Here is a 24,878-nt window from a genome sequence, read left to right on the forward strand (position 1 = left end):
CCTACACCGCCTCCTTACTCATCAAAGTCGGGGGTATGAGAGCGGGAAGTGCTCCTCCACGTCCCGTTCGGCCCAGTCATGTGCCGGCCAGCTCCGCCAGACCCTCTCAGAGGCCTGCTGAACATCTGCAGCAGCCTGCTTGACATCGATCGTCGGCACTGTTCCGTTGTCGACCACTGTCTTGCCGTCTACCAGGACGGTCTTCACATCTGTGGGCTGGGCGTAGTAGACGATATTGCGGACGGGATCGCGCAGCGGCTGCATGGACAGCGTGTCGGTGCGCCAGAAGACCATATCCGCCTTGGCGCCCTCGCAGAGCCGACCGAGGTCATTGCGGCCCAGCGCCTCTGCCCCCTCGATCGTTGCGGCGGCGAAGACCTGACCAGCCGTCACGGCATGAGAATGCTTGTCCATCAGCTTACCGATGATTGAGGTCCATCGGCAGGACTCAATCATCGACTGAGCCACAGTGTCCGTACCGAGGGAGATCCGGACTCCCCGGTCCCGGTACTTCTTGAAGGACTCCAGAGCGATCCCGTTGCGGGCGAAAACCCAGGCATTGTAGGCCACGGTGGCCTCTGTTTCGGCGAGCAAACCCAAATCGTCGCCCGGGAAGTTCACCCAGGAATTTCCGGTGGTAAAGATGACGTGTCCCAACACCGGCTGATGCGCCAAGAACCCGATGTCGTAGAGCCACTCCACCGGAGTGCGGCCGTAACGCTGAGTGATCTCGTGGAACTCGAAGACACTCTGGGCTACATGGGTGGTCAGCGGGAGGCTGTATTTCGTAGCTGCCTCAGCACTGGCCATCAGCAGGTCCTCGGTACAAGTGTCCGCCTGCGCCGGGTAGAAGGCACCCCGGATGCGGCCGTTGTCCAGATTCAGCGACTCGGCCAGCTCCTTCGCGTGCTCAAAACCATCCCAACCAGCCTGCTCGTCCCACTCGTACTCGACCTTTCTGCCGTTGCGGGTCAGCCAACGTCCGGAGCGGTAGCTGTGCCCTACATAGGAGCGGATGCCGTGGCGTTCGGCCTGTTCGGCGAAAAACTCCGCCTCGCTGCCCATCTGCAGCACAGTCGTGCAGCCGGAGAGCAGCAGCTCAGCGATAGAGTACGTCACCGACGCGCGCTGACCCTCGACGTCCAGCCCTTTCGCCTTTGGCGGGAGGATGTCAGCCAACGTGCTGGAGTAGAACTGGCGACGCTCGGAGTCCTCCGCTAGCGACTTGTCGACCGGGGACTCCTGCAGATGAGCATGGGTGGAGACGAAGCCCGGCGTAAGCACCGCATCGGTGGTTACCGTCTCGTCTACTGGACCCGTGTAGTCCTTGCCCACCCAACGGATGCGGTCGTCATCCACCACCACGCAACCGTTCTCCAGCAAGCGGTGACCGCTGTCCTTCCCTTCTCCCGCCGACTGGTATGCGATAATCCAGGGAGCGTTGTATCGCGTAATCATGTCAATCCTGCCTTGTCAGTTCGGCTCTATCTAGTCTTGCCCAGGGTAGAGCGGGAGCAGTTTCTCCGCGAGGCGGAAGAGGGTGCGTTCTTGGCCCGGCCGGGCGATCAGCTGGACACCGAAATGCCGCCCGTCCGGATACCCGCGCACCGGTACGGACAGAGCAGGATAGCCCATCAGATTCACCCAGGACATGAAAGCGCTGAGTGCCCCGGGGCGGGCAGGCTCTCCGCCCACCGTGGCAGGGGCACCCGCATTGGCCGCCCATGCTGCGGTCGGAATCACCGGCATCATGTAGACATCAGCGTCGCCCCAAGTTGCCGAGATTCTGCGCCGCACCGCAGAGACCTGAGTGACAGCGTCACCGTATTCGGCCGATGAGATCTCCGCAGCCCCGTCGGAGAGCTTCTTAACTGTGTCAGTGAGTTCAGCCTCAGGAGTGGGAGCGTACCGCAACGCCGCAGCGGAGCCCACGGCCGTTAGTATCTCCCAGAGCCACCGGATCTCCTCGACGTCATAGGGCGCCTGCCCGGGTCCCACCAGGACATCACCTGCTGCGGAGAGCATCTCGAATGCCTCCTCCAGGCACTCCAAGGCCTCAGGATCCACCGGTTCCCCGTTGACCTCGCGCACCAGAGCGACTTTTACCTGGGGGCGCGGAAGATGAGCGGGGACCAGAAGCGACGCCGGATCGCGGACGTCTGGTCCTGCCAGCAGGCTGAAATACAGCTTCAGCGTGGCCAGGGTCTTGGCTATCAGACCAATGACCTGAAAGTCCAGGGCCATCGGCGGGAAGCCGTAGGCCCGAGGAACCGCACCGTTGGTGGGACGCAGGCCGTAGATGCCGGTCAGCGAGGCGGGAGCGCGGATGGAGCCACCGGAGTCGGTGCCCACGGCGAATTCAGTAATGCCTGCGGCGACAGAGGCCGATGCTCCGCCGCTGGATCCGCCCGGCGTCAGCTCCGTGTTCTGCGGGTTGCGTGTGATACCGAAGAGCGGATTGTCTGTATTGGCGCTCATCGCGAACTCCGGAGTGTTCGTCTTGCCCAGGATCACCGACCCGGCGGCGCGCAGCCGCTCGACGACAATGTCGTCCTGCTGTGGAACAAACCTCGCCCATTTCCTTGACCCCCAGGTGGCGGGCATCCCGCTGACGTAGAGGTTGTCCTTGATGGAGGTGGGGACGCCGTCGACGGCAGACAGCGGGGTCCCAGCCGCGCGCCGTCGGTCGGACTCCGCCGCGGCCCGGCGCGCACCCTCGGCGTCGACGTGACAGAAGGCGTTGAGCTCAGCGTGGGTTTCCAGCGCGGAGAGCGCCTGCTCCGCCTGATGCACTGCAGTCAGCTCAGCCCCAGTCATTGAGGTTCTCCCGGAAGGTGCCCTTCTTGTACGTGTCGCGGATGTAGCCCTTCTTTTTCAGCGCGCCGCACAGGCCGTCGGTCACCTCGGCCAAGTTCTTGCGAGTGATCTCATCCTCAGTCCCGTAGATAAGGTACCCATCGGGACCGTCAGTGGCTTCGATCGTCTCGTTCATCTGCTCCGCGACGTTGTCCGGAGAGCCGATGAACTCGATTCCCTGCATTTGACCCTTCTCCATGATGACGTCCCGCAGAGTCTTCTCCTCCGCACCCTCAGTGACGTGCTTCATCGTGGAAACTTGGCCATTGCCCAGTTCCTTGGGGAAGGGGCCGTCGAGGTCGTACTTGCCGTAGTCAATCTCACCGCCGGAGAAGTAGGAGAGCATCCACAACTGGGTGTCGATCCAGGCCTGGCTGTTCTTGGCCGCCTCGGCAGCTTCCTTGCGGCCCTGAGCCTCACGGTCGTTGAAGCCCAGAATCGGTTTTGACAGGAAGAAGATGTGGAACTCCTCCGGATTACGGCCGTAGGACTTCAGACGCCGGTTCATGTCCGAGCGCAGCTCGGCCATTTGCTCGGGGTTCTTGGCGATGGAGAGCATTGAGTCGGCATGCTCCGCGGCCAGGTTGCGGCCTGCGGGCGAGGTGCCAGCCTGCGTAATGACGGGGCGGCGCTGGGGTCCCGGAGGGTTGTTCAGTGGGCCACGGGTCTTGTAGTGCTTGCCCTCAAAGTTCACGGGATGGACCTTAGTGTGGTCCGCGAAGCGAGGTTCGTCCATGTCCAGTAGGAGGGCGTCGTCCTCCCAGGAGTTCCACAGGGCGGCGCAGGCATCCATCCACTCGTGAGCCATGGCGTAGCGCTCTTCGTGGTCGAGCATCTTGTCCATCCCGAAGTTCTGCGCGACGCGGTGGCTCACGGAGGTGACGATATTGAACCCGATGCGCCCTTCGGTGAGGTGGTCCAGGGTGGTGCCGAGCCTGGCGGCCAGGTAGGGGTGGTACTGCAGGGTGGAGATAGTGGAGACCACGCCGAGGTGTTTGGTGGCCTGGGCCAGCAGCGGCATCAGCGGCATGGGGTCGTTCTTCGGGGCCTCCAAACCGTATTTCAGGGGAGCCTCCATGGTGCCGTTGTAGGTGTCGTCGATCATGGAAGTGTCCTCCATGAAGAGCATGTCGAAGCCTCCGCGCTCGAGGGAGCGAGCGATATCTACCCAGAAGGCGGGCCCCAGCCACTCCTTGCGGTGATCACCGGCCCATGTGCCCCGCCATGTCTGGGGGCGGTAGCCGTCTACGAACCAGCCGAGCTTGAACATGCATGTTCCTTCCTTGGTTGACCTGCGTGCATCATTATTGATGTATACGCGTTATATAAAAGGAACATACATGCAAGGTGAGTCACGAACGAAACAGGTTTGTTTCCACCGTGTTACACCTCAGTCGGACCAGATGAAGGCCCCGCAGCTCCCGGAGAATCCAGGTGAGATGACATCGATGAAACAACACGTCGGGCATTGATGCGGTACTTATTTGTGCGAAGAGGAACTGCCTGCAGGGATCTCCCAACGAAGAGGGGTTCTACACATGAGCCAGACTGCATACCGCGTCCCTTGGATCATCGCCTACCAGAACTGTGCCCATGTCGTTGCTGCAGAAAAGTCGCGTGGTGGTCCATGGTGACTCCATCACTCACGTCGGCTATGAAGTGCCCAAAGGTGTGGAGGAGATCATCGAGACCAGCTCGATCATCAGCCTGGGATTGATCGGCACCCACTCCCACACGCGAGTTCCAAGCGGCCAATACGGTTGTAGAGGACACGAGTAAGCGGCAGTTCTGGAACACCAGCCTCAGCAGCTCGTAGGCTATAGAAGTTCCGACCGGCCTCAGGACATCGATCTCCACTACTGATCCAGGAGGAACATCTCGGAGTCCTCCATAGTCCGTAGTTCGAGGACTACGCCTCTGCTACCTCAAAGGAAATCTCGTTGAAGGCGATGCCACGGCTGAGGAGGTTGGCGTAGATGTCTTTGGTCCACCATGAGAACAAATGCGCTGGCCAGCGCCGTGTCAGATTACTGGCCCTCGTCGATGTAATTCTAAAGTGTGCAGCCCCAGATCTGGGTCAGCGAACATCACTGAACAGTAGACGGTGACCACGCGGGGATGATCCTCAGCTCATCGTCGGCCTCACACCTCGGCACCAGTATGATGGAGGTTACCGTGCCGATGGCCACTTCGTGATTGAGCAGCAGGTTCAAGTACTGGTTCTCCTCCACGGTGAGACCGGTGGGCTCAGGACTGCTGGTCATTCCGACATCATCGAACCACCCCTCCTCCATGCCGATGACCCAAAAGGCTCCGTCCGCATAGCGAACTCGACCTCTATCTTAGGAATGCCTGGGCCCCAGAGGGCACCATAAGCCGCCACGTCTTGCCCCCAGCAGCGCCTCCCCCGCCGGCATCACCACAGCCACCGTCACCTTCCCCGCACAGGCCAGGCCCAGCAGCACGCTGCCAAGAACACCCGCTCAATTAAGTGACCTGGATTTCAGTTCTAACCTCCAGCGGGGAAGGCACCTCGTGCCTACCGGCCCATAGAAAAGTCGGTCCACGCGCTGGCGACCAGAACCGACATGTGACGCGAAGTCAGACATTCAACCAATCGCGCCCCGCGCCAAGGAGCATCTGTTGTAGTTATGTTTCATATTAATCACATACGAGGAACGTTTATCAAATCAGCTTGTCAGAAGATATACTCGACCTCATGACAAGGATTGGTTACATTCTCGGCAGCGTTGCAGAAGGCTCCATCAATCAGAAGTTGGCTCAGGTGTTAGTTGCTCAGTCCCCGGATCGAGCCGAGCTGACCTACATCGACATTCACCACCTGCCCCTCTATAACCGGGGAATGGATGGAGACTTCCCCCAGACAATGAACGATTACAAGAAGCAGGTCTGGTCCCATGACGGGCTGCTCCTCGTCACACCTGAGCACAACCAGAGCTTCCCTGCGGTAATCAAAAACGCCTTAGACATCCTCACTCGACCATGGGGTTCAAGTGCGGAAGGCCTCAAACTGGGCATAACCGGAGCCTCGCCGGGTCGTTTCGGCACTATCAACGGCCAAGCCCAGCTACGTCAGTTCCTCCCGCCACTTGGCGTCAGAGTTATGGGATCACCAATATTGGCTGTGCACGCCACCAAAAACACCTTCAACGGGGACGGGACCGCGGACGAGACCACCACTAAACGGGCTGAGCAGTACATGGAGGCCTTCACTCAGTTCGTTGAAAGTTAATGCCAATAAGTCTTGTCTCAAGACATGAGCGACATGTTTAGCCTGGCGGAATCTACCACGAACCCGCCAAAGCCCACGCGTGGTACAGCCCACGCCCTCGCAGCTTGACGAAAACTAATGAGTCTAGAGGTAGCTGGTCCGGGACCGGCTGGCAGAGTTGGTGCCGGTTGCCTCACCATGGTTGTGACTCACCACAGGTATGCCTTGACGAGATCGGCAACTGAGGTCTCAGAACTCTCCGAGGACTTCCTTCAGGGTCTTGCCCGTGTAGGTACTCCGGGTAGCCCCCGCTTTCTGAAGAACCGGAACAATCCCCTTGGTGACCCCTTCAATATAAGCAGGGGAGGTGAGATCAGGACCGTTGATAAGAAAACCATCACCGCCGATCTCATCCATAGCCTGCATCATCTTCTCCGCGATGCTCTCAGCAGGGCCCACCAGCTCGAACTCATCAGCCCCCATTCCATGGGCCACCACTGCTCCTCGCAGCGTCTTCCCTGCCGCTCCATGCCGCTTCAGTTCCTCCAGCACACTGGTGTGGCCATTTGCTGTCACGTCCTGCGGAAATGGCCCGTCAGGGTCATAGACGGACAAGTCAATGTCCATAAAGGAGGAGAACATTGCCAACAAGTACTCGAAGTGGGGCTCAGGGATGCCCTCCTCCTCTGATTCTGTAATGACCGGGGAACAGATGAAGAACACCTTGCTGTCATCCGGGTTCCGGCCGGCTCCGGCAGCGCGTGCCCGGATATCGTCCCGCTTGGCCTTCATTCCCTCCACTCCACCAGCTGTATTGGCAACGACGACGTCGGCATACTTGGCAGCCAAGTTCTTACCCCGAGCTGAGGCGCCAGCCTGCGCGATGACAGGATATCCCTGGGGTGGCCTCAAGGTATTCAGCGGGCCCTGAGACCGGTAGTACTGACCTTTAAAGTTCACTGTGTGAACCTTCGTGTAGTCCACGTAGGTCCCGCTCTCTTCGTCCTGCAGCAATGCGTTTTTTTCCCAGGAATTCCAGAGACTCTTTGTGAGTTCAATAAATTCGTCCGCCCGAGCATAACGCTCCTCATGGCTAGGGAGGTCCTCCATGCCGTAGTTCCGTGCCGCGTTGGCCTCGCTGGAAGTCACCACGTTCCACCCGATCCGCCCTTCGCTGAGGCCATCAAGTGTGGCAAACAGCCTAGCTAGGAGGAAGGGGGGATAAAAGGTTGTTGAGGCGGTCCCGATGAACCCTATGCTGCGGGTAGCTGCGGCCAGGACCGACAGCAGTGGCAGAGGATCATGTTTCGGGGAATAGAATGCGTGTTTAAGGTCCAGGGCCATGGAACCACCGAAGGTCGTGGAGACCGTCTGCGTGTCCTCGAACAGCAAGAAGTCAAAGCAGGCACGCTCCAGGCGTTGCGCCAGGTCGATGTAGACCCGTCCGTTAGGCCAATCAGCGCCATAGTTGCGATCCTCACCAGCCTGCCAAGCAGGGGGCCCGAACTTCGCGAACCACCCCAGATGAAACTGCTGCTTGCCCATGTTCTTACCTACTCCCCTGTAGCTTCTTACCTAATCTGTGCGTAGGAATTCACGTCGCTAATCGTCGCTTAGGAACCCACCCGGGACGCGGAAGCGCATCCCGCAGACCGCGGGTATAGTCGGAATCGGGATCAGTTAGGATCTTTTCTGTTGGCCCGGTCTCCATGATCTTGCCTTCTGCCATCACGATGGTTCGGTCACAAATCTGGTTCACCACGGCAAGGTCGTGAGTGATGAACAAGTAGGTAGTTCCTCGTGTCTCGCGGATATCGGACAGTAGATTCAAGACCTGCGCCTGCACTGAGACGTCCAGGGCTGACACAGCCTCGTCCAGGACGAGTACGTCAGGTCGCGCAGCCAGTGCGCGAGCAATGGCGACTCGCTGCCGCTGACCCCCCGAAAGCTGCGTGGGGGACATAGGCGCATGGTGTTCTTCCAAACCGACCTCAAGCAGAAGTTCGCGGGTCCGTTCTGCAATGTCCTTCTTGCTGAGCTGTTCGAAGAGCGAAATACTCGACGAAAGGATGGCTTGCACACTCATTCGCCTGTCCAATGACAGGTAGGGGTCTTGAAAGACCATCTGCACCTGACGTGCTTTTTCACGTCGAGCTTTGGCCCCTCCCCGAGCTTTCCGCCAGGACCCTCTAAACAGGATCTGTCCAGAAGTTGGAGTTTCAAGTCCGACAATCATGCGGGCCACTGTGGTCTTTCCCGATCCGGACTGCCCTACGATTGCTACAGATTCGCCTTCCTCAATCTCGAAGGACACATCGTCGACAGCGGTGAAACTCCCGCCGGGGACAGAGAAAGCCTTTGTGACATTCCTGACTGAAAGAATGCTCATGGCAATTGCTCCTCCGACATGTCAACCACCGGCAGCCGGTGTCTCCGTTCGGCGACACTGGGTCGTGCTGCGAGCAGCTGTACGGTGTAAGGATGTTCAGGACTATCGTGCAGTTCTTTCGACGTGTTTACCTCCAGCACCCGACCCTTATACATCACTGCTGTGTGATCACAGGTAGCCGCCGCCAGTTCAAGATCATGAGTAATAAAGAGCATGGCCAAGCCCTTCTCCTGGCGCATCTCCATGAGAATCGCCATGACCTCCTCCTGCGTAGTCACGTCAAGCGCAGTGGTCGGCTCGTCCGCTAGGAGAATCGCCGGTTCATCAGCCAAAGCTCCGGCAATCATGACGCGCTGAAGAAGACCCCCTGACAGCTGATGGGGGTATTGGTTCAGTCGCTCCTTCGCGTTAGGAATGCCCACATCCCTGAGAAGCTGTGCAGCGCATTCTTCAGCATCTTTCCTCGACCATCCAGAACTCACAATGAGCGTTTCGGTAAGGAAGTGTCCCACTGTCCGGACAGGGTTAATGTGGGCACGCGGGTCCTGGAAAATCATTGCCACGCCGGAGCGGCGTACTCGACGCAGCTCCCGGGAAGATGCCCCGACGATCTCTGTCCCGTCCACCTTCACACTTCCGGAGACCTTCGCGCCTCGCGGAAACATTCCGAGGATCGATCGAGCAGTAATCGATTTTCCAGAGCCGGACTCTCCTACTAGAGCAAGGCTTTCACCGGACTGCAGCTGCAGGTTAACTCCGCGAAGGAGCTCCTTCTCGTCTTCTCTTCTTTGTGGGATGGAGATCTTCAGGTCGTTAATCTCTACGGCACGACTCATCGCTAAACCTCAAATCGACGGGACAGGTGGTTACCCAGAACATTAACCGAGCCCGCGAAGAGCACAATGGCGAGCCCTGCGAAGAGAGACTCGTAAGGTCTTCCGGAAAGCAGGCCATCGATGCCATTGCGGACCATCACGCCCCAGTCTGAGTCAGGGGACTGCACACCGAGCCCTAGGAAGGAAAGGGCCGTAATGTCAATGATCGCCAACCCGAGTGAGGCGATGGACTGAGTAAGGATCAAGGGTGAAATGTTCGGAATGATATGACGGCAGACAATCCATAGGCCTGACCGACCTTCCAGCCAGAGTGCATCCACATAAGGGAGGCTGCGTTCCTTCATAGCGGCACTGCGAATGAGTCTGGCATAGTAAGGGACATAGGCAATACTCAAGCCAATGACCACGCCGGTCAATCCAGCACCGGTCAGCATCACGACGATCAGTGCCACTATGATGGTCGGTACAGAGAACATCACGTCAATGAACCGAGCGATGATCTGATCAACGATCCCTCCGCACCATGCGGCCACCATGGCGATAGATACCCCGAGGGTCGTCGCCACTGTGATAACCAGCACCGGCCCAAAAATGGTTGACCGTGCACCATGCACCATTCGTGAGAACAAATCACGGCCTAGGTTGTCTGTGCCTAACCAATTTGTTCCGGTCGGTGCGGACTGGGTATTGAGAAGATCTGGCTCGTTGGGGTTGTGCGTGGCGATCCAGGGGGCCAAGATCGCCGCGGTCGTGAAGACCACGATGATCAGGACTGAGACGACGACTACAGGACTGAATCGACCAAAAATTGCCACGGGATTATTCGGAGCTGCAACAACAGCAGTCATGTTGATCACCTTGCTCTTCTAATGCGTGGATCAAGGACAAAGTACAGGGTGTCCACGAAGGCGTTGACCAGGACGATGAATACCGCAATGAACAGCAGAATCCCTTGAGCCAGAGCGAAGTCACTTTGCAGAATTGCCCGGACTAGGAGGGATCCAACCCCGTCGAGGGCGAAGATGGTCTCGATGATTGCTGACCCCGCAACCAACGTGACAGCCGAGTTCCCGGCGACTGTCACCATCGGGATCAAGGCATTCCTCACTACGTGAGTCCGAATTATGTAGCCCCGTGAAAAGCCTCTTGATTCTGCAGTCTCTACGTGCTCCCTGTTCAGCTCTCCCCTGACCGAGGAGTATGTGATACGAGAAAGGTAGGCAGCAGCCGGGAGACTGAGCGCAATGACGGGAAGCACCATGTGCCAAATACCGGTTATGAGATCGCTCCCGGAGCCAAATGCTGGGAACCAGCCGAGGACTACCGCGAAGAGGTAAATAAGACCCACAGAGGTAATGAACACCGGGGTCGAAAGCAGCACTGTGGAAATCGCCAGGTGCACATTACTCCAAGCCCCGCGGCTGATCCCCGCCCTCGTGCCCCACGTGAAGCCAATGATCACGATGAACAGTGTGGAAAGACCAACAAGAAGCAGGGTGGTGGGCACCCTCGCGAGGATCATGTTGAAGACACTCTGCTGGTAAACCATGGAGCGTCCCAAGTCACCCTGTAGAACACCCCAAAGCCATCCGGAAAAGCGTTCGAAGAACGGGTCATCCAGGCCGTACTGTTCTCGCAGTAGTTGGACCTGCCCCGGAGTGGCACTCTGTGGCCCTAGGAGCGCCCCGATCGGGTCGCCGGGTGCCAGGTACAGGAGTGTGTAGACCAGGAAGACAGAGAAGAACAGAACGACTAGAAGTAGGAGTATGCGGAGCAGTATCCGTCTCATTAAGTATGGCAATGATGCCCCTTCACAAGTGCGTGTCAGCCCGATGTGATGAACGGCGGTCTACCTGCCGGCGAACCCGCTTTTCATGTTCACTGGGAGGCAATCCTGAGGACTTCACCCCTTTTTTTTACCAAGCAACGAGGCGAGGTTGTTCACCTAAGGCTCATTCAGCAGTTCCAATGCTGATAGCCCACGGAGAGTACATGTAGGAGAAAGATGCGGTGGCACCGGTGATGCTGTTGTTCTGGAACAGCGTGCTAGGCACGTAGTTCAGTGGCAGCCACAGATTATTGTCAACGAATTCTTCCTGAATCTCAGTCACCAGCTGCGCACGCTCCGCATCGTCCAGAGCCCTACGGGCCTCGGTCACCAAATCCGACATGTCGTAGTAACCGGGGTAGTTCTGCACCTCGTCCTCCACGAACATGGAGTACATGTCAAGGGGATCCGCCACACCGAACCAAGTTCCGAAGAACATGTCGACGCCTTCCTGCGCCTCCGCCACAGAGTAGACCTCAGCCATCTGTGTACCAGGCAGACCATCCAAGGTCACCTCGAGCCCAATTGCCTCGCCGGCCGCCTGGACAAGGTTTGCGGAAGCCTCGTGCGAGGGCTGATCTGCTGAGTAGGTGAGCTGCAGCGGCCGCATTTCTACTCCGTCGGCCTCGGCTTCTGCCACGAGCTCCTGTGCACGGTCAATGTCAAGCGCGACGTCAGGGAACGCATCATATGCATCCGAGAAGACATCCTCTTCATATGTCCAATATTCAGGCGAATCATGGGTTTTGGCCGGAGTCGCGGAGCTGAAGAAGACTGCCTCCGCAATGCCCTCGCGGTCCATGGCAAGAGAGAGCGCCTCCCTCACCCGATCGTCACCAAGAGGACCCTCATGGCCGGAAAGCAGCAGATCCCAGACCTGGAGGGACTGACCGTGGATGAGTTCACCGACCCCTGAATCCTCGAGAGTATCCATGATCTCAGGCGGCCAGATGAAGTACGCTCCATCAAGGCTCTCGCTGGTCAACCCGTTGGCGAGAGTGGACTCATCTGTGATGAAGTTTATCCGCAGGCCGGAGGACAGGGCTGCACCGTCTCCGTTCCAGTAGTTGTCATTCCGGCTCATCTCGACAAACGAACCTGAACGCCATTCCTCGAATACGAAGGGGCCTGTGCACTCCACCCCAGTCTCTGCGTTGCCGTACTCATCCCCAGCTTCTTCCACTGCCGCCTGAGACGTGACGATTCCCGGCCCCTGCGCCATAGCACTGAGGAAGAGCGCGTCAGGCTGATCAAAGTGCACAGTGACTTCATAGTCACCCGTCACCTCCACCGACTCCACGTGTGCAAAGTACCTACCCCACCAAGTATCCGGTGTGAGGTGACGATTAAGACTGAAGGCAACATCCTCAGCTGTCATAGGATCACTATTCCAGAAGGTCACACCTTCCTGAATAGTGAACACTAGCGTAGTTTCATCAATGTATTCCCAGGATTCAGCCAGACCTGGAGATGTGGAAAAGTCATCCTCTTGATGGAGGAGAGTCTCACACATGTTCGCGAGGACCATGCTCGGTCCGTACTCAAACGATTGCAGTGGATCGAGAGTGTGGGGCTCAGAGTTGTAAGCCCATTCGATGACCCCAGCATCCTCCACGCCAGGCTCAGTGGTCAGTTCCAGCGCATCCCAGTCGAAAGCCTGTGCTGCGCCACTGCCTCCGCCGTCGTTGTCGCCACCGTTGCCATTATTGCCGCCGTTGTCTCCACAAGAAGCAAGAAGGAGTGCCAAAACGGCGACCCCGACTACTCCCACACGCGTGCCCTTATTCCTCATCATAAAATGACGCCTTCCAAAATTGATGTACGAGTGTTGACAGCGACTAATCTAAGCCACTTGTGCATCAGTGACGTCACGTAAATGTTTCCGACCAGTTAAACATCGATCCACCAAGGGGCTCTTTGCTAAGCCCGTGAAGCATTGTGGATGCGGGGGTGGAGCCACGTGAGCACTGTGATGGCTCCCTGCCTTACATCCTGCCCCTGACCACGTGCGGTTTCCGAGAGTCTCCTCTTCTTCCCTGCGCTTCAAATGTCCGGGTGCGGACGCTCAACGCTCGGGCACGAGCGAGGGCAATGCTGATGATCGCTGCATTGGCCCGGATGAATCGGCCTGTTTGGTGGAGGGCATTGTTAGGCGCATCAGCCAAACTACCCATCGATCCGGTGATCCGGCCTCGTTGAATCGAGGAACCTAGGAGGCCCGCTTTAGTGCCGATAAGTAGGGATTTTCTCGAGACCCAGCCCTGGCGCACTCGAGATGAGCTGCGGTTGAGGATTGTGCGTTGGATCGTGAGAACCTATCACCGCAGGAGGAAACAAAAGACACTGGGGAAGTTGACCCTGATCGCCAAAGAGAAGAAACCGCTCACTCAGGCCCTGACCCTAACGGCCTGTACAAGGAACCGAGTCACCATTGCTGCATCAGCCCCTCTCGTTGACGTAGAGTAGTTGCTTATTGGCGAACTCATCCATACCCAAAGGCCCTAGTTCGCGGCCAAAGCCCGAGCGCTTAACGCCCCCGAACGGCATATCAGATGCTTCTGAGCCACCCACATTTGCATTGGTCATGCCGGTATGAAGCTGCTGAGCCAGCGCAACCGCCTCGTCCAAGTCCGCCGAGAACACGGCACCACCCAGTCCGTAAGGAGAGTCGTTGGCGATAGCAAGGGCTTCCTCCGCGCTGCTCACCGAATAGACCACCACAACTGGCCCGAAGAGCTCTTCTTTGTAGGCATCCATTTCTGGCGTGATATTGGAAAGCACAGTCGGTTCTACCCACGCTCCCAACTGGTCTGGCCGACCACCTCCAGCATGCAGTACAGCACCCTGCTCAACAGCTCGTTTGATCTGTTCAGTGAGCCTCACCGCAGCAGCCTCGGAAGACAGCGGGTAGTAGCTTCCTTCATCCGGCTTCAGGGGATCACCCGGAAGCAGCTCTGACGCGGCCTTCACCACTTCTTTAAGAAAGCCTTCATACATGTCATCCATAACAAGCAGGCGCTTATTCGATGTGCAGGCCTGACCCATGTTGTTCATGCGCTTAGAAAACGCTGCCCGCGCGGCTTCATGCGAATTCTTCGCCGAGAGATAGATATGGGCATCGGAGCCACCCAGCTCAAGCACGACCTTCGTCAGGTTCCGTCCGGCTATCTCCGCTACTGCAGAACCTGCTCTTTCGGATCCAGTCAGCGACACGCCCTGAATCCGGTCATCAGCGATAATCTCAGCCACCTGTTCATGCGTGGCAAACAGGTTTTGGTACGCACCTTGCGGAAAACCTGCCTCACGGAACAAGTCCTCGATAGCTAAGGATGACTGCGGGCAAGTTTCCGCGTGTTTGAGCAGCAGAGTGTTACCCAGGATCAAGTTGGGAGCCGCAAATCGCGCCACCTGGTAATAAGGATAGTTCCAGGGCATGATCCCCAACAGCACGCCTAGCGGGCGGGAGCGCAGTACAGCTTTGAAACCACCCTGATGCCTAATGACTCGATCAGCAGTTAGGTCAGGCGCGTTATCCGCGTAATACCGAAAAATGTTGGCGCATTCTTTGGCCTCACCTATTGCTTCGCCGAGGGATTTTCCCATCTCCAGAGAGATGATGCGAGCCAGTTCCTCGGCTTTTCCATCAAAGAGATCAGCAATCCGATGGGCAGCAGAGATGCGCCCATCCATCTCCAACTTGCCCCCGGCGGCATAGGTCTGGTGCGCAAGATCAACCGCAGCCCAGACTTCTGCATCCGTAGTGTAGTTAAAACGTGCTTCGACTTCATTGGTCGCAGGGTTCTGTGTCCGAAAGCCAGATTCTGCGGCGGGGTCCACTGTGTGTGTCACTCTTTCTCCTCAAAGTTATGGGCCATCAGCTTGGCTGAAGACCACTACCGAACGAGGTCCTTCAGCTTTCGGAAGGTTTTGAACAGCCGTGGCTGCATCCGAGAGCTGGATGCGCTCGCCAACCAGCTTGGCCAATGGGAGCGCTCCGGAGAGTCGCGCCTCGGCCAGCTCAACGAAATCCCTGTGCGGAACAGATGAGCCGTAGTTCGAACCCAGAATGGTGATTCCGCGCCCCACCAAGGACCAAGTTTCAAAGGAAGCGTGAGCCCCCTTGGCAGGCATTCCCACCAGCACCAGCTTTCCCCCTGGCCCCAGAAGTTGGCTGAGCTCTTCAGTGACAGATGGGGCGCCCACTGCGTCAAAGGCGTAGTCGAATCCACGATCAGTAGTGAGGGCCTGGACCTTCTGGGAGCTGTCAAAAGCAAGGGCCGTCTTCGTAGCCCCCAACTCCATCGCAAGGTCGAGCTTCGCTTGACTACGGTCGATCACCACAATCTGCTCCGCACCAGCCTGAACCAGTCCCATGATGATTGCTTGGCCCACTCCACCACACCCTGCGACCACCACCGTTGTTCCAGCCTCCACCTGAGCAGTGTTGCGCACGGCACCGATGCCGGTGGTGACCGCACAGCTGATGATGGCGGCCTCCTCTACTGAAACCTCGGGTGGGAGAGGCACCACAGCCCTCTCCGGGAGAACTGCATATTCCGAAAAAGCCCCCACACCCAGATATGGATGGACAGGCTCGCCCGCCGAATCAGCCGAAATAATGGGAGTAGAACCATCCGGCATGGCATTCCGGGGTGAGGCACTCTCTCCGCAGAGCCAGGGGCGCTGCTTCTGGCATTGCGAACAGACGCCGCAGGCTGCAAACCAGGTCAAGGCCACCAAGTCTCCTGCAGTGACACCGGTAACGCCTTCACCGATAGCTGCCACATAACCAGCGCCTTCATGGCCAAGCACTAAGGATGTAGCTTGCGGCCAGTTCCCATTGAGTACGTGCAGGTCCGAGTGGCATATCCCGGCCGCGCCCATTCGGATCAGCACTTCACCCGGTCTCGGCGACCTAACGGTGACCTCCCGCAACACAACTTCACCGTTTCGCTCACGCACAACGGCCTGGGTACGCACAATCGACTGTCCGGTTTTCCCCCTGCCCATACAGAACACGCTACAGAAACAATCATTTCTGAGGGACGTCGCGCATGTTTCAGGATGGTTAACCGAGCGCAAAGCGCTAGACGGTATGTAGATAGACCTCTTCGGAGCTGGAGGGTTTGCGGGCCAGGGCCTCGCTCGCGGGTCTCAAGCGAGGCGCCCTTCCAGGTAGAGTCCTCTGGACGGCGCGTTCAATCACCATCTGACGGTCATCTTCGGTGTACTTCCGGTACAGACCCCGCGGGTTCTGCGGATTCAGTGCCACTGCAACTCCTGAAAGTCAGGGTGTTGCAACCACCACTAGAATCCGCCGATGCCTCTCACGTCACCTCGTTCACAGTACTACGCTGGCCAATTCTCAATCGCCCAGCCTACATCCGCGGGCACAGTGTTGGAGTCCATACCTGAACACAACGAGAAACCGAAGCGCCCACGATGTCATGAGGCAGAAGCGTCCACAACGACCCAAAACTTCACACCCGGGGTTGCCTTACACCCTCATCTGCGAAGAGCCAGTAAGGGTAGTATGAGCATCCACATATCAGTACGATGGGCAGGGGAGTGCAAGTTGCTGAGAGATCCCACAGATTCCTATGGGCAACGATTGATAATCACGACTTTGGGTGATTACGGGTCACTTGTTCATAATCCCATACCATCTTCTTCACTGGTTCGAGTTATGGAAGAATTTGATCTCTCGAGCGGTTCTTGCCGCTCTGCCCTCAGCCGATTAGTCCGGGCAGGCTACCTTGACAGAGTGACCCGAGGCCGGACGACGGCGTATCAGCTGAGCTTACATGGTGAATCTCTTGTCAGAGAGGGGCGAGAGCGTATTGTCAAGTTCGGAACCCCGAAGGTCTGGGATGGTAGGTGGTCACTGGTTGTTTTTTCTGTCGCGGAGAACAAGCGCCACGTTCGACATGTAGTGAGGACACGGCTCCGCGAGTTAGGCTTTGCCCCTTTCTTTGACGGCACTTGGATAGCTGCAAACTCTGACATAGAGGAAGTCACTCGGAATCTTAATGAAATAGAACATGCTGAAATTGCGATATTTGATGGTGAACTCAAAAATTCTTACATTTCCATACTTGAAAAAGCAAGAAAAAACTGGAAGCTTGATAATGTTTCAGATCGATATATTGAATTTATTGATGCTTTCACTCCGATATTCGAAAAATTAAAGTCTAACAAGATATTGCCGGAAGAAGCATTCGTCACTCGCACCCGCCTAATGGACGAGTGGAGGGTTTTTCCTCGAATTGACCCCGAACTCCCGGATGAAATCGTGCCCGTGGATTGGCCGAGGCCCAGGGCGAGACGCCTTTTTGATCAACTGTACGAGATGTTACGGCCCTCGGCAGAGGTTGGGTTCACACAGATACTCGATAGAGAGTCCTAGCGGGGGTGTAGACATTGAGCTACCAATTATCCTTCCTTAACGCAGCAGTGACTGTCGAACTTACCTTGAGTGACAGGCGTATCCGATGGAGAAAGCTCGGCCATCATCGTTGGATACAGGCACCATTGCTCATCTCAGTCGAAGTAGACGATAAATTATCTATTGTTAAGTTTTTAAAAGAGAGAAAGGCGAGTTTTCTTCTTGTTGACTTCATGAATCGACAAGCGTTCGATGCTAAGCCTGAGAATACTCCAGGCGCATACTGGACCTTTGATCGCGCAGAATTGGATGGACCTCTTCGTGCACGAACTCCCCTGTTGTTCCCAAGAATTCGCGAAATGGAAAAAGTCGGCGTGCGAACTTTTGAAATTCGGAACAATATCTATTTAAAAACCTACGGCAATCTAGATTCTCGATCTATCTCATTATGCAAAAAGAAAGTGTCTTGCGCGCCACTTTTTTTTGATTCATTTTCATTTCAAACTAAATAAAACACGTCACTTTCAATATATTTTGATAAAATAATATTTTATTATGGATTATTTGGTTCGCTTATAATATATCGATATTATTTATACTTATTTAATGGTGTGATTAGCCAGGAAAACTGCTCCTAGTCGGCCCAGTAATTGCCCAGTAAGGTCTTCTCTCCGGGGATTCTGATTTCATCCGGGTTAGCTGAACAACGGGGCCTGTCAGGGCGTGTTGATTCAACAATGTGGGGGAAAAACGCTCACTAGTGCATTATCTCTGACACACCGCGCCGCGGTGCGGCGATAGGAACGCGATGTCGTGCGCAGTCTCCCCGGCGGTGGAGAGGTCAGCGAGGGCCTCACCGAATGTTGGAGACAGCTTGAAACCGTGTCCTGAGAAGCCGCACCCGATGACGATCCTTGGGTCGTCGAATACACCCACGAACGGATGGTGGTCGTCTGTGAAGGCCTCGTGGTGGATGCTCGCGCGAGTCGCTGTTGGGATGACATCCGGTAGGTAGCGCGACACCGCGGCATCGGTGGCCGCGACATACTCGGGCCGGACTCGGCGGTCGAAGGCGTCCGGGTCTATGTGACTACTCAATATGGACGTATCGCCGAACTTGATCGTCTCGCCATCTGTTGTCGGGACGCTGAAAAAGCGTCCACCCTCTCGAACGACGCTGATGTACTCCCCCACGGAGAACTTGGTGGCGTTCTTGGGGAGGTACCACGTGAGCAACACCTTGGCGATGTCGAGGCGCCTGCTCAGCACTTCGGGTAGCAGCGCATCCCACGGTCCGGTGGTCAACACCACGCGTTCGGCCCGGTAGAATGTCTTGTCCGTCTGAACGGTCACACCGTCCGCGTCAGAAGTTATACCTATTACCCGTTCGCCCGTGACGAGCCTTGCTCCGAGCTCCTGGGCCCGTAGTAACGCCGATGCGATGGCGCGGTCGGCTCTAAGGAAACCTGCCTCGGGATCGACGAGCCCACGTTGGTCATCGCTCACGCGGTGATGTGGGTAGCGGGAACGGATGGTCGCCGCGTCCACAATCTCGTGAGACACACCGCCGGTCTCAGCCACGGCCGCAAGCCTGTCGATAGTGTCGTCCGCGCCGTCGTCAAGGTACAGCGCTCCCGTTCGCGTGTAGAGCGTGGTGCCGGTCTCCGCTTCGAGCTCGTGCCAGAGCTCCAGCGCACGGCTGAGCAACGGCGTGTACTCCGACCCCTCCTTGTAGATGGCTCGGTAGAACCGTGTGTCGCCGCCGGCTGCTCCCTGATCGTGGGCGATGCCGAACTGCTCGATCGCTGCGCAGGATACCCCGCGTCGCGCGAGCTGCCACAGTGTCATCGCGCCCATGGTGCCGGCACCAACGACCAGCACATCTAAGGCGTTTGTTGACAGATCGGAATCTACGGTTGATTCGTATTCCATATCGAGCCTTCAATCAGGTCTAAATTGGGTCAATTATTCAGAGTCCTTGGCGCTTTAGGTAAGCGCTTCGGAACAGCACCTCCGCGGGCGACATCTGCAAGAGGATGCTGATGCCGCCCACGAAGATGGTGTGGGGTGGAAAATCAGTCAGTTAGGTATGTGTCGTAGAACGTCACCATGGATTTGAAGTCATAACGGACGTCCTCAACATTTTCGCCAACACCGGTGAGCTGAGTTCCTTCGAAGACCGGGATCAGCAGGGCGTGTTCCATCACGATGTCCTGGATGTCACCCCAAACTACCGCCCGCTCATCTGGATCAGAGAGGGCCTGCTGCTCATCAAACGGCTCCTCCAGCCCGTGGTCCTCCACAGCACTGGGGTGCATGTAGTTTGAGATGGCTGCCCGCACCATATCGGGGTCTGACTCTGTGATGGTGGTAATGAAGAAGTCGAACTCATGGGTCTGCAGAATTTCAGTGATACCGGCAGTGGTGGTGTTGTCCAAGTTGACATCCATGCCAATATCTCCCAACTGCTGCTGAATCAGCTGCAGCATGGGGGTATAGAAGGCTCCAAAATCGTCGGTGTAGGTGACTGTAAACTCCAGCGGAATTCCGTCTCGTTCACGAACGCCATCGTCACCCATTTCCCAGCCAGCTTCATCAAGAATCTCCTCAGCACCCTCTGGGTCATAAGCGAGTTCCTCGGAGTTGTCGTTGTACTCCCGGAGGGTGGAGGTGACGATGCTGTAGGCAGGATCGAAATGGTCTCCCAGCACTGTCTGTACAATCTCCTCACGATTCAGCGCGATATTCATTGCACGGCGTACGCCAGCGTCTCCAGAGACATCCCGTTCTACGTTGGAGACGAAGGAGCCTGGTAGACCAGGTTGGGTTCCCGGCATCACGCTAGCTCCAGCCTCTTCGACTGATTGCACGTCTTGAGGTGAGAGGTCCATGGCAACATCGATCTGACCCGAGGTCAGAGCCCCAGCACGGACATTGCTGACTTCCTGCCACAAGTACTCGATTTCCTCCAGATATGCGTCACCGCTGTGGACGGCCAGCTCGGAGGACCAATCGTACCCTTCTCGTCGAGTCACCAAGGCCCTGGAGTCCTGCTCATACTCCTGGAGCACGAAGGGACCAGTGCCCACAATGTCACCCTGGCAACGCTCTTCAATGGTCAGTGCTGTGGTGTCCAAGGACAGCATGCCGAAAATCAACGTGGAAGTGCCTACCAGGAAGTGTGCTGAGGGCTGGCTGAAGTGGACTGTCACAGTATGCTCGTCAACGGCCTCGGAGTAGTCGTAGTTGCCCATGTAGGCAGAACCTCGCGAAGACTGAGGACCCATTTCTGAGATGTAATCCAGGTTAGCTACAACGGTCTCAGCATCGAAGGGCGAGCCATCGCTAAATGTGACGTCGTCCCGCAGGTAGAAGGTGTATTCAGTGGCGTCATCATTGATGTCCCAAGCCTCAGCCAACCACGGTACAATTTCTCCCGTTTCAGGATCCTGGTCAGTCAGGGAATCTACTATTCCGCGTGAGATCGACGCAGCATTGAAGTTGAACGTCTGTTGGGGAAACACGCAGGTAGTTCCGGCACCCAGGCCGACGGTGAGGGTGCCTCCCTCGCGGGCATCCGCTCCTTCGGCTGAGTCGTCTGCATCACCGTTTTCTCCGCCGCAGGCAGCCAGAACCAATGCGGCCACGGCAACTGCGGATGTAATCCCCAAGTATTTTTTCTTCTGTGGTGCAGTGTTCATAGTTTCCTCTCTCAAGGTGCTGGTGAATCATTAATCAGAAGTGTGGAAGTGTTTCTTGCTCGATACGCGATCCAGGGATCGCAGCAAGTAGTTCTTTGGTGTATTCCTCTCGTGGGTTGTCAAAGATCTCTGATGTGTTCCCTCGCTCAACCACCTGGCCCTTCTGCATGATGATGACGTTGTGAGCGATCTGGCGCACAACAGCAAGATCATGCGATATGAACAGATAAGTGAGCCCTCGCTCCTCTTGCAGGCGGACCAGGAGTTCCAGGATCTGCGCCTGAACCGAAACGTCCAGTGCAGAGACCGGTTCGTCACAGACCACGAGTTCGGGTTCAACGCTGAGTGCGCGCGCAATGGCTACGCGTTGGCGCTGCCCACCGGAGAGTTGGCGAGGACGTCGGAACTCGAAAGAAGCCGGCAGAGACACCAGTTCCAGCAGTTCCCGAACCCGTGCTCGGCGCTGCGAACGGGGAACGATATTGTGAAGTCGCAGCGGTTCCTCCAAGATTCCGCCGATGGTCCACCGAGGGTTCAGACTCCCGAAAGGATCTTGATAGACCATCTGAAAGCGTTTGCGCATGCGCCGCAGCTTAGCTCCGGATACCGCGCTGATTACTTCACCTCCCAGTCGAATCACGCCCTCATCGATGTCTTCGAGTCGGACCATCATGCGCGCAGTCGTCGACTTGCCCGAACCAGATTCGCCGACGATGGCCAAGGTCTTGCCCGCTGGAATCGCGAAGGACATATCATCTACCGCGGTCAGCGGTTCTCCCCCAGGGCGTTGAAAGGTTTTTCGGAGCCCCTGCACACTCACCAGAGGCTCCGGAGGGGAAATCCCGGCCTCATCCTCATCATGGTCGATGAGGGAGAGGCTCTTCATGCTTGGAGCCGCGGCCACGAGACGCTTGGTATAATCCGCTTGAGGCTGGGTGAGGATCTGCCGAGCGCTGCCCCGCTCGACCACCTCCCCTTTATTCATCACTACGATTCGATTCGCACGGTCTGCGGCGACCCCGAGATCGTGAGTTATGAGGATTACAGCAGCTCCATGTTCTGCGCTGACACGTTCAATACGGTCCAGAATCTGCCGCTGGACTGTGACGTCCAGGGCGCTGGTGGGCTCATCAGCAATAATCAGCCGTGGGTTACAAGCGATCGCGGAAGCGATGAGCACGCGCTGCCGCATACCGCCGGACAGTTGGAAAGGGTACTGTCCCGCGACGATCTCTGGATCGCGCAGACCGGCATCTGCCAGGAGTTCAACCACACGCTCATGGCGCTGCTTCGCGTTCAGCGGAGTATGAATGCGCAGTACTTCACTCACCTGGTCGGTGATACGCTTGACGGCATTCAGCGATAGCATCGGATCCTGGGGGATAAGTCCGATGGACCGGCCCCGAATGCCACGCATCTCTTTGGTCGAGACTGTGGTTAGATCGGTGCCGGCGAAGAGGATCTCACCGCCGGTAACCTTCCCACCTCGCGTCAGCAGACTGATAATCGCTTGGGCAGTCGTGGATTTTCCCGATCCGGACTCGCCCACGATGGCTACGGTTTCTCCTGCCATCACATCGAGTGATACGTCATGTAGAGCCTCGACGTTGTTATAGGCCACCCGCAAATCGCGAATATCCAGTAGACGCTGAGATTTCGCTCCCGGCAGCTCTTCAGTGATGATCTGCGTCGGCATAGTCAGTCTCTCCGTTCGAACTCACGGGCTACTCTGTTCACGGACACCACGAACAGAGCAATGACAAGTCCAGGCAAGGTGACCATCCACCAGGAGCTCGCGATATACCCCTGACCAGATGCCACCAGTTGACCCCATTCCGGTGTGGGCGGAGGCGTGCCGAACCCAAGGAAGCTCAAGGCTGCTATCGTCAGGATGGCCTGCCCGAACTCAATGATCGAAAGAACAAGCACCGGTCCCATGGCATTCGGCAGAATATGACGCAACAGGATATATCCTGTGCTTGCGCCCACGCTGCGCTCAGCATCGATGAACAGTGATTTGCTCACGCGCATCGTCTCCGCCCGCATTACTCGAGCCGTAACTCCGATCAGAGCGATGCCCACGGCGACGGACAACTGCACAGGCCCGAAGCCGATCGCCGTAACTAATGCCATAGCCATCAGCAGCAAGGGAATAGAGAGGAGTACATCAATGATGCGCATGATCGTAGTGTCCAGCGCCCCGCCGACGTATCCTGCCACGGCTCCCAAAAGACTTCCTCCGATGAGCCCGATGACCACTGCGACCACGGTGGTAAGCAGGGAGAGGCCCGTGCCATGAACTACCCGAGAAAATAGGTCACGCCCCACCTCATCAGTACCGAAAGGGTGGGCGAGGCTGGGAGGTTGTAATGCGTCCTGGGTTTCGGCGCGCAGTGGGTCGTAAGGAGCCAGGACGTCCGGAACAATCGCCCACGAGAGAATAACCACAATAACGATGCTGGCGAGGAGCAGCCCTGGTTGTACCAGCAGCGTCTTCAGGACCTTCTTCAGGCGACCTGTGAGTGCATTCGCGTCATCGGACTGAGACTTGGAGAAATTGGCAACGGCAGTCATGGCACCATCTCCGACTTTGGCTTCACAGCAGCTTCCGCAGGTGAAGCAGGGGCGGGGCGCCTACCCTTGCGTTTCCCCTGCGCAAGCGTCACACGGGGATCCAAGAATGGATAGATCAAGTCGACGATCAGATTGATCAGGACATAGACACCGGCAGCAACAATCACAGCAGCTTGGACCACAGGAATGTCCTGAGTGGTGATCGACTGAACAAGCATGTAACCTATGCCGCGGCGACCGAAAATAGTCTCTGTGATAGCTGATGCAACGAACATGGTTGCCACCACAAGCCCCAGCACGGTTAGCGCGGGAAGGATAGCGTTTCGAAACGCGTGGCCGAAAAACACACCTGGCTCACTGGCCCCCCTAGAACGAGCAACGTCAATGTAAGGCTCGTCCATTGCACTCCGAAGGCTCTTGGAGACCACCTGTGCGATGGAGGCCGCGGCTGGAATAGCAAGGGTGATCCCGGGCATGACTAGAGTTTCAAATCCTCTGTCACCCGAGGCAGGGAACCATCCAAGCTGGAACGATAAGAACTGCATCAGCAGCAGCGCCACCCAAAAATTAGGCAGGGAAGCACTGAAGGAAGGAATAGATTCCAGAAAGCGTGCCAGCATCGGGTTCTTGACGTAAGCTGCAGAACAACCGACTAGCAGGCCTAGAGCAATACCTAATACCGTGCCGAAGGCCACCAGCGCCAAAGTACTACCCAGGGCCTCTGTGAGCAGACTGACTACAGGGGCACCCGAGTGGAAGGAAGTCCCCAAATCTCCCATGAGCAGACTACCGAAGTAGCTTAAGTATTGAACCATCAGCGGCTGGTCGAAGCCATATTCTTCGTTGATGACATCCAGCTGCTCTTGAGTCACTGTAGTTTCCCCGCCGCCCAGCATCAGAAGAGCTGGATCACCAGGAATGATGAAAAGGATAACGAACGACAGGGTGAAAGTAGCCCACATAATGAGTAGCGCCTGAAGTACTCGCCTGAAGACATAACCCCAGTTCCACCGTCCTGCGACGCCTGCCCCTATCACTATCGTGTCTGCCATCGTTTGAAGCTCTACTTAGTCGTAG

Annotated in this window: 21 protein-coding genes and 1 pseudogene; 4 read left to right on the top strand and 18 right to left on the bottom strand. The window is 56.9% G+C overall.

The window, feature by feature from the left end; all coding sequences use genetic code 11:
* Positions 1-21 precede the first annotated feature (21 nt).
* From DVO78_RS03865 to DVO78_RS03875, 3 genes are read right to left on the bottom strand one after another with little or no spacing between them, the layout of a single operon-like run.
* The gene (locus DVO78_RS03865; RefSeq protein ID WP_120003502.1) at positions 22-1,458 is read right to left on the bottom strand and encodes an amidohydrolase family protein; all 1,437 of its coding nucleotides are present in this window, start codon (positions 1,456-1,458) and stop codon (positions 22-24) included.
* A 30-nt stretch (positions 1,459-1,488) separates the two neighbouring features.
* Positions 1,489-2,817, bottom strand: a complete 1,329-nt coding sequence (locus DVO78_RS03870; protein WP_120003503.1) for an amidase — start codon at positions 2,815-2,817, stop codon at positions 1,489-1,491.
* Positions 2,804-4,126 carry an NtaA/DmoA family FMN-dependent monooxygenase gene (locus tag DVO78_RS03875; RefSeq protein ID WP_120003504.1) on the bottom strand — a complete coding sequence of 441 codons (1,323 nt, stop codon included), beginning with the start codon at positions 4,124-4,126 and terminating at the stop codon, positions 2,804-2,806. Before DVO78_RS03875 ends, DVO78_RS03870 begins: the two co-directional genes overlap by 14 nt.
* A gap of 323 nt (positions 4,127-4,449) precedes the next feature.
* Here DVO78_RS03875 and DVO78_RS03880 point away from each other — a divergent pair, with 323 nt between their 5' ends.
* Positions 4,450-4,635 (top strand): hypothetical protein, encoded by a 186-nt coding sequence (locus DVO78_RS03880; RefSeq protein ID WP_120003505.1) that lies wholly within the window; start codon positions 4,450-4,452, stop codon positions 4,633-4,635.
* A gap of 308 nt (positions 4,636-4,943) precedes the next feature.
* Here DVO78_RS03880 and DVO78_RS03885 read toward each other — a convergent pair whose 3' ends face one another.
* On the bottom strand, positions 4,944-5,120 hold the full coding sequence (locus DVO78_RS03885) for a hypothetical protein (RefSeq protein WP_157983853.1): 177 nt from the start codon (positions 5,118-5,120) through the stop codon (positions 4,944-4,946).
* A gap of 455 nt (positions 5,121-5,575) precedes the next feature.
* On the opposite strand from DVO78_RS03885, the gene DVO78_RS03890 reads away from it, so the two are divergent.
* Positions 5,576-6,109, top strand: a complete 534-nt coding sequence (locus DVO78_RS03890) for an NADPH-dependent FMN reductase (protein ID WP_120003507.1) — start codon at positions 5,576-5,578, stop codon at positions 6,107-6,109.
* A 228-nt stretch (positions 6,110-6,337) separates the two neighbouring features.
* On the opposite strand, the gene DVO78_RS03895 is transcribed toward DVO78_RS03890, so the two are convergent.
* From DVO78_RS03895 to DVO78_RS18340, 9 genes and pseudogenes are all read right to left on the bottom strand, one after another.
* Positions 6,338-7,633 carry an NtaA/DmoA family FMN-dependent monooxygenase gene (locus DVO78_RS03895; protein ID WP_120003508.1) on the bottom strand — a complete coding sequence of 432 codons (1,296 nt, stop codon included), beginning with the start codon at positions 7,631-7,633 and terminating at the stop codon, positions 6,338-6,340.
* A 49-nt stretch (positions 7,634-7,682) separates the two neighbouring features.
* Positions 7,683-8,477, bottom strand: a complete 795-nt coding sequence (locus DVO78_RS17900) for an ABC transporter ATP-binding protein (RefSeq protein WP_120003509.1) — start codon at positions 8,475-8,477, stop codon at positions 7,683-7,685.
* Positions 8,474-9,313, bottom strand: coding sequence for an ABC transporter ATP-binding protein (locus DVO78_RS17905; protein WP_120003510.1), 840 nt, complete (start codon positions 9,311-9,313; stop codon positions 8,474-8,476). The genes DVO78_RS17900 and DVO78_RS17905 overlap by 4 nt, the downstream gene beginning before the upstream one ends.
* Before the next feature lie 2 nt (positions 9,314-9,315).
* Positions 9,316-10,161: an ABC transporter permease gene (locus DVO78_RS03910; RefSeq protein WP_157983854.1), complete on the bottom strand. Its 846-nt coding sequence runs from the start codon at positions 10,159-10,161 to the stop codon at positions 9,316-9,318.
* A gap of 5 nt (positions 10,162-10,166) precedes the next feature.
* The gene (locus DVO78_RS03915; RefSeq protein ID WP_120003512.1) at positions 10,167-11,102 is read right to left on the bottom strand and encodes an ABC transporter permease; all 936 of its coding nucleotides are present in this window, start codon (positions 11,100-11,102) and stop codon (positions 10,167-10,169) included.
* Positions 11,103-11,265: 163 nt separating this feature from the next.
* Positions 11,266-12,756, bottom strand: coding sequence for an ABC transporter substrate-binding protein (locus tag DVO78_RS03920; RefSeq protein WP_157983855.1), 1,491 nt, complete (start codon positions 12,754-12,756; stop codon positions 11,266-11,268).
* 824 nt (positions 12,757-13,580) lie between these two features.
* Positions 13,581-14,990 (bottom strand): aldehyde dehydrogenase family protein, encoded by a 1,410-nt coding sequence (locus DVO78_RS03925; protein ID WP_238385127.1) that lies wholly within the window; start codon positions 14,988-14,990, stop codon positions 13,581-13,583.
* Positions 14,991-15,005: 15 nt separating this feature from the next.
* Positions 15,006-15,668 (bottom strand): zinc-binding dehydrogenase, encoded by a 663-nt coding sequence (locus DVO78_RS17910; RefSeq protein ID WP_238385128.1) that lies wholly within the window; start codon positions 15,666-15,668, stop codon positions 15,006-15,008.
* Positions 15,669-16,151, bottom strand: a pseudogene (locus DVO78_RS18340) (alcohol dehydrogenase catalytic domain-containing protein); the annotation flags it as partial.
* A 523-nt stretch (positions 16,152-16,674) separates the two neighbouring features.
* Here DVO78_RS18340 and DVO78_RS03935 point away from each other — a divergent pair.
* Together DVO78_RS03935 and DVO78_RS17450 are read left to right on the top strand one after the other, a co-directional pair.
* Complete coding sequence (locus DVO78_RS03935; RefSeq protein ID WP_162301560.1) at positions 16,675-17,547, top strand: PaaX family transcriptional regulator; 873 nt, start codon at positions 16,675-16,677, stop codon at positions 17,545-17,547.
* 47 nt (positions 17,548-17,594) lie between these two features.
* Positions 17,595-18,038 (top strand): hypothetical protein, encoded by a 444-nt coding sequence (locus DVO78_RS17450; RefSeq protein ID WP_157983857.1) that lies wholly within the window; start codon positions 17,595-17,597, stop codon positions 18,036-18,038.
* Positions 18,039-18,291: 253 nt separating this feature from the next.
* Here DVO78_RS17450 and solA read toward each other — a convergent pair whose 3' ends face one another.
* From solA to DVO78_RS03960, 5 genes are all read right to left on the bottom strand, one after another.
* Positions 18,292-19,458: an N-methyl-L-tryptophan oxidase gene (gene solA, locus DVO78_RS03940; RefSeq protein WP_120003516.1), complete on the bottom strand. Its 1,167-nt coding sequence runs from the start codon at positions 19,456-19,458 to the stop codon at positions 18,292-18,294.
* 143 nt (positions 19,459-19,601) lie between these two features.
* A complete protein-coding gene (locus DVO78_RS03945; protein ID WP_120003517.1) occupies positions 19,602-21,227 on the bottom strand; it encodes an ABC transporter substrate-binding protein in 1,626 nt (541 codons plus the stop codon).
* 34 nt (positions 21,228-21,261) lie between these two features.
* Positions 21,262-22,923, bottom strand: a complete 1,662-nt coding sequence (locus DVO78_RS03950) for a dipeptide ABC transporter ATP-binding protein (protein WP_120003518.1) — start codon at positions 22,921-22,923, stop codon at positions 21,262-21,264.
* Positions 22,924-22,925: 2 nt separating this feature from the next.
* The gene (locus DVO78_RS03955) at positions 22,926-23,801 is read right to left on the bottom strand and encodes an ABC transporter permease (RefSeq protein WP_120003519.1); all 876 of its coding nucleotides are present in this window, start codon (positions 23,799-23,801) and stop codon (positions 22,926-22,928) included.
* Complete coding sequence (locus tag DVO78_RS03960) at positions 23,798-24,853, bottom strand: ABC transporter permease (protein WP_120003520.1); 1,056 nt, start codon at positions 24,851-24,853, stop codon at positions 23,798-23,800. Before DVO78_RS03960 ends, DVO78_RS03955 begins: the two co-directional genes overlap by 4 nt.
* Between the last annotated feature and the right edge of the window lie 25 nt (positions 24,854-24,878).

Origin of the sequence: Nesterenkonia muleiensis (genome assembly GCF_003600155.1) — a bacterium.
Classification (GTDB): Bacteria; Actinomycetota; Actinomycetes; order Actinomycetales; family Micrococcaceae; genus Nesterenkonia; species Nesterenkonia muleiensis.

Bases quoted from the DNA above. Each gene is read 5' to 3' on its own strand.
- DVO78_RS03865 (WP_120003502.1), bottom strand. From the start codon at position 1,458: ATGATTACGCGATACAACGCTCCCTGGATTATCGCATACCAGTCGGCG.
- DVO78_RS03870 (WP_120003503.1), bottom strand. From the start codon at position 2,817: ATGACTGGGGCTGAGCTGACTGCAGTGCATCAGGCGGAGCAGGCGCTC.
- DVO78_RS03875 (WP_120003504.1), bottom strand. From the start codon at position 4,126: ATGTTCAAGCTCGGCTGGTTCGTAGACGGCTACCGCCCCCAGACATGG.
- DVO78_RS03880 (WP_120003505.1), top strand. From the start codon at position 4,450: ATGTCGTTGCTGCAGAAAAGTCGCGTGGTGGTCCATGGTGACTCCATC.
- DVO78_RS03885 (WP_157983853.1), bottom strand. From the start codon at position 5,120: ATGACCAGCAGTCCTGAGCCCACCGGTCTCACCGTGGAGGAGAACCAG.
- DVO78_RS03890 (WP_120003507.1), top strand. From the start codon at position 5,576: ATGACAAGGATTGGTTACATTCTCGGCAGCGTTGCAGAAGGCTCCATC.
- DVO78_RS03895 (WP_120003508.1), bottom strand. From the start codon at position 7,633: ATGGGCAAGCAGCAGTTTCATCTGGGGTGGTTCGCGAAGTTCGGGCCC.
- DVO78_RS17900 (WP_120003509.1), bottom strand. From the start codon at position 8,477: ATGAGCATTCTTTCAGTCAGGAATGTCACAAAGGCTTTCTCTGTCCCC.
- DVO78_RS17905 (WP_120003510.1), bottom strand. From the start codon at position 9,313: ATGAGTCGTGCCGTAGAGATTAACGACCTGAAGATCTCCATCCCACAA.
- DVO78_RS03910 (WP_157983854.1), bottom strand. From the start codon at position 10,161: ATGACTGCTGTTGTTGCAGCTCCGAATAATCCCGTGGCAATTTTTGGT.
- DVO78_RS03915 (WP_120003512.1), bottom strand. From the start codon at position 11,102: ATGAGACGGATACTGCTCCGCATACTCCTACTTCTAGTCGTTCTGTTC.
- DVO78_RS03935 (WP_162301560.1), top strand. From the start codon at position 16,675: ATGAGCATCCACATATCAGTACGATGGGCAGGGGAGTGCAAGTTGCTG.
- solA (WP_120003516.1), bottom strand. From the start codon at position 19,458: ATGGAATACGAATCAACCGTAGATTCCGATCTGTCAACAAACGCCTTA.
- DVO78_RS03945 (WP_120003517.1), bottom strand. From the start codon at position 21,227: ATGAACACTGCACCACAGAAGAAAAAATACTTGGGGATTACATCCGCA.
- DVO78_RS03950 (WP_120003518.1), bottom strand. From the start codon at position 22,923: ATGCCGACGCAGATCATCACTGAAGAGCTGCCGGGAGCGAAATCTCAG.
- DVO78_RS03955 (WP_120003519.1), bottom strand. From the start codon at position 23,801: ATGACTGCCGTTGCCAATTTCTCCAAGTCTCAGTCCGATGACGCGAAT.
- DVO78_RS03960 (WP_120003520.1), bottom strand. From the start codon at position 24,853: ATGGCAGACACGATAGTGATAGGGGCAGGCGTCGCAGGACGGTGGAAC.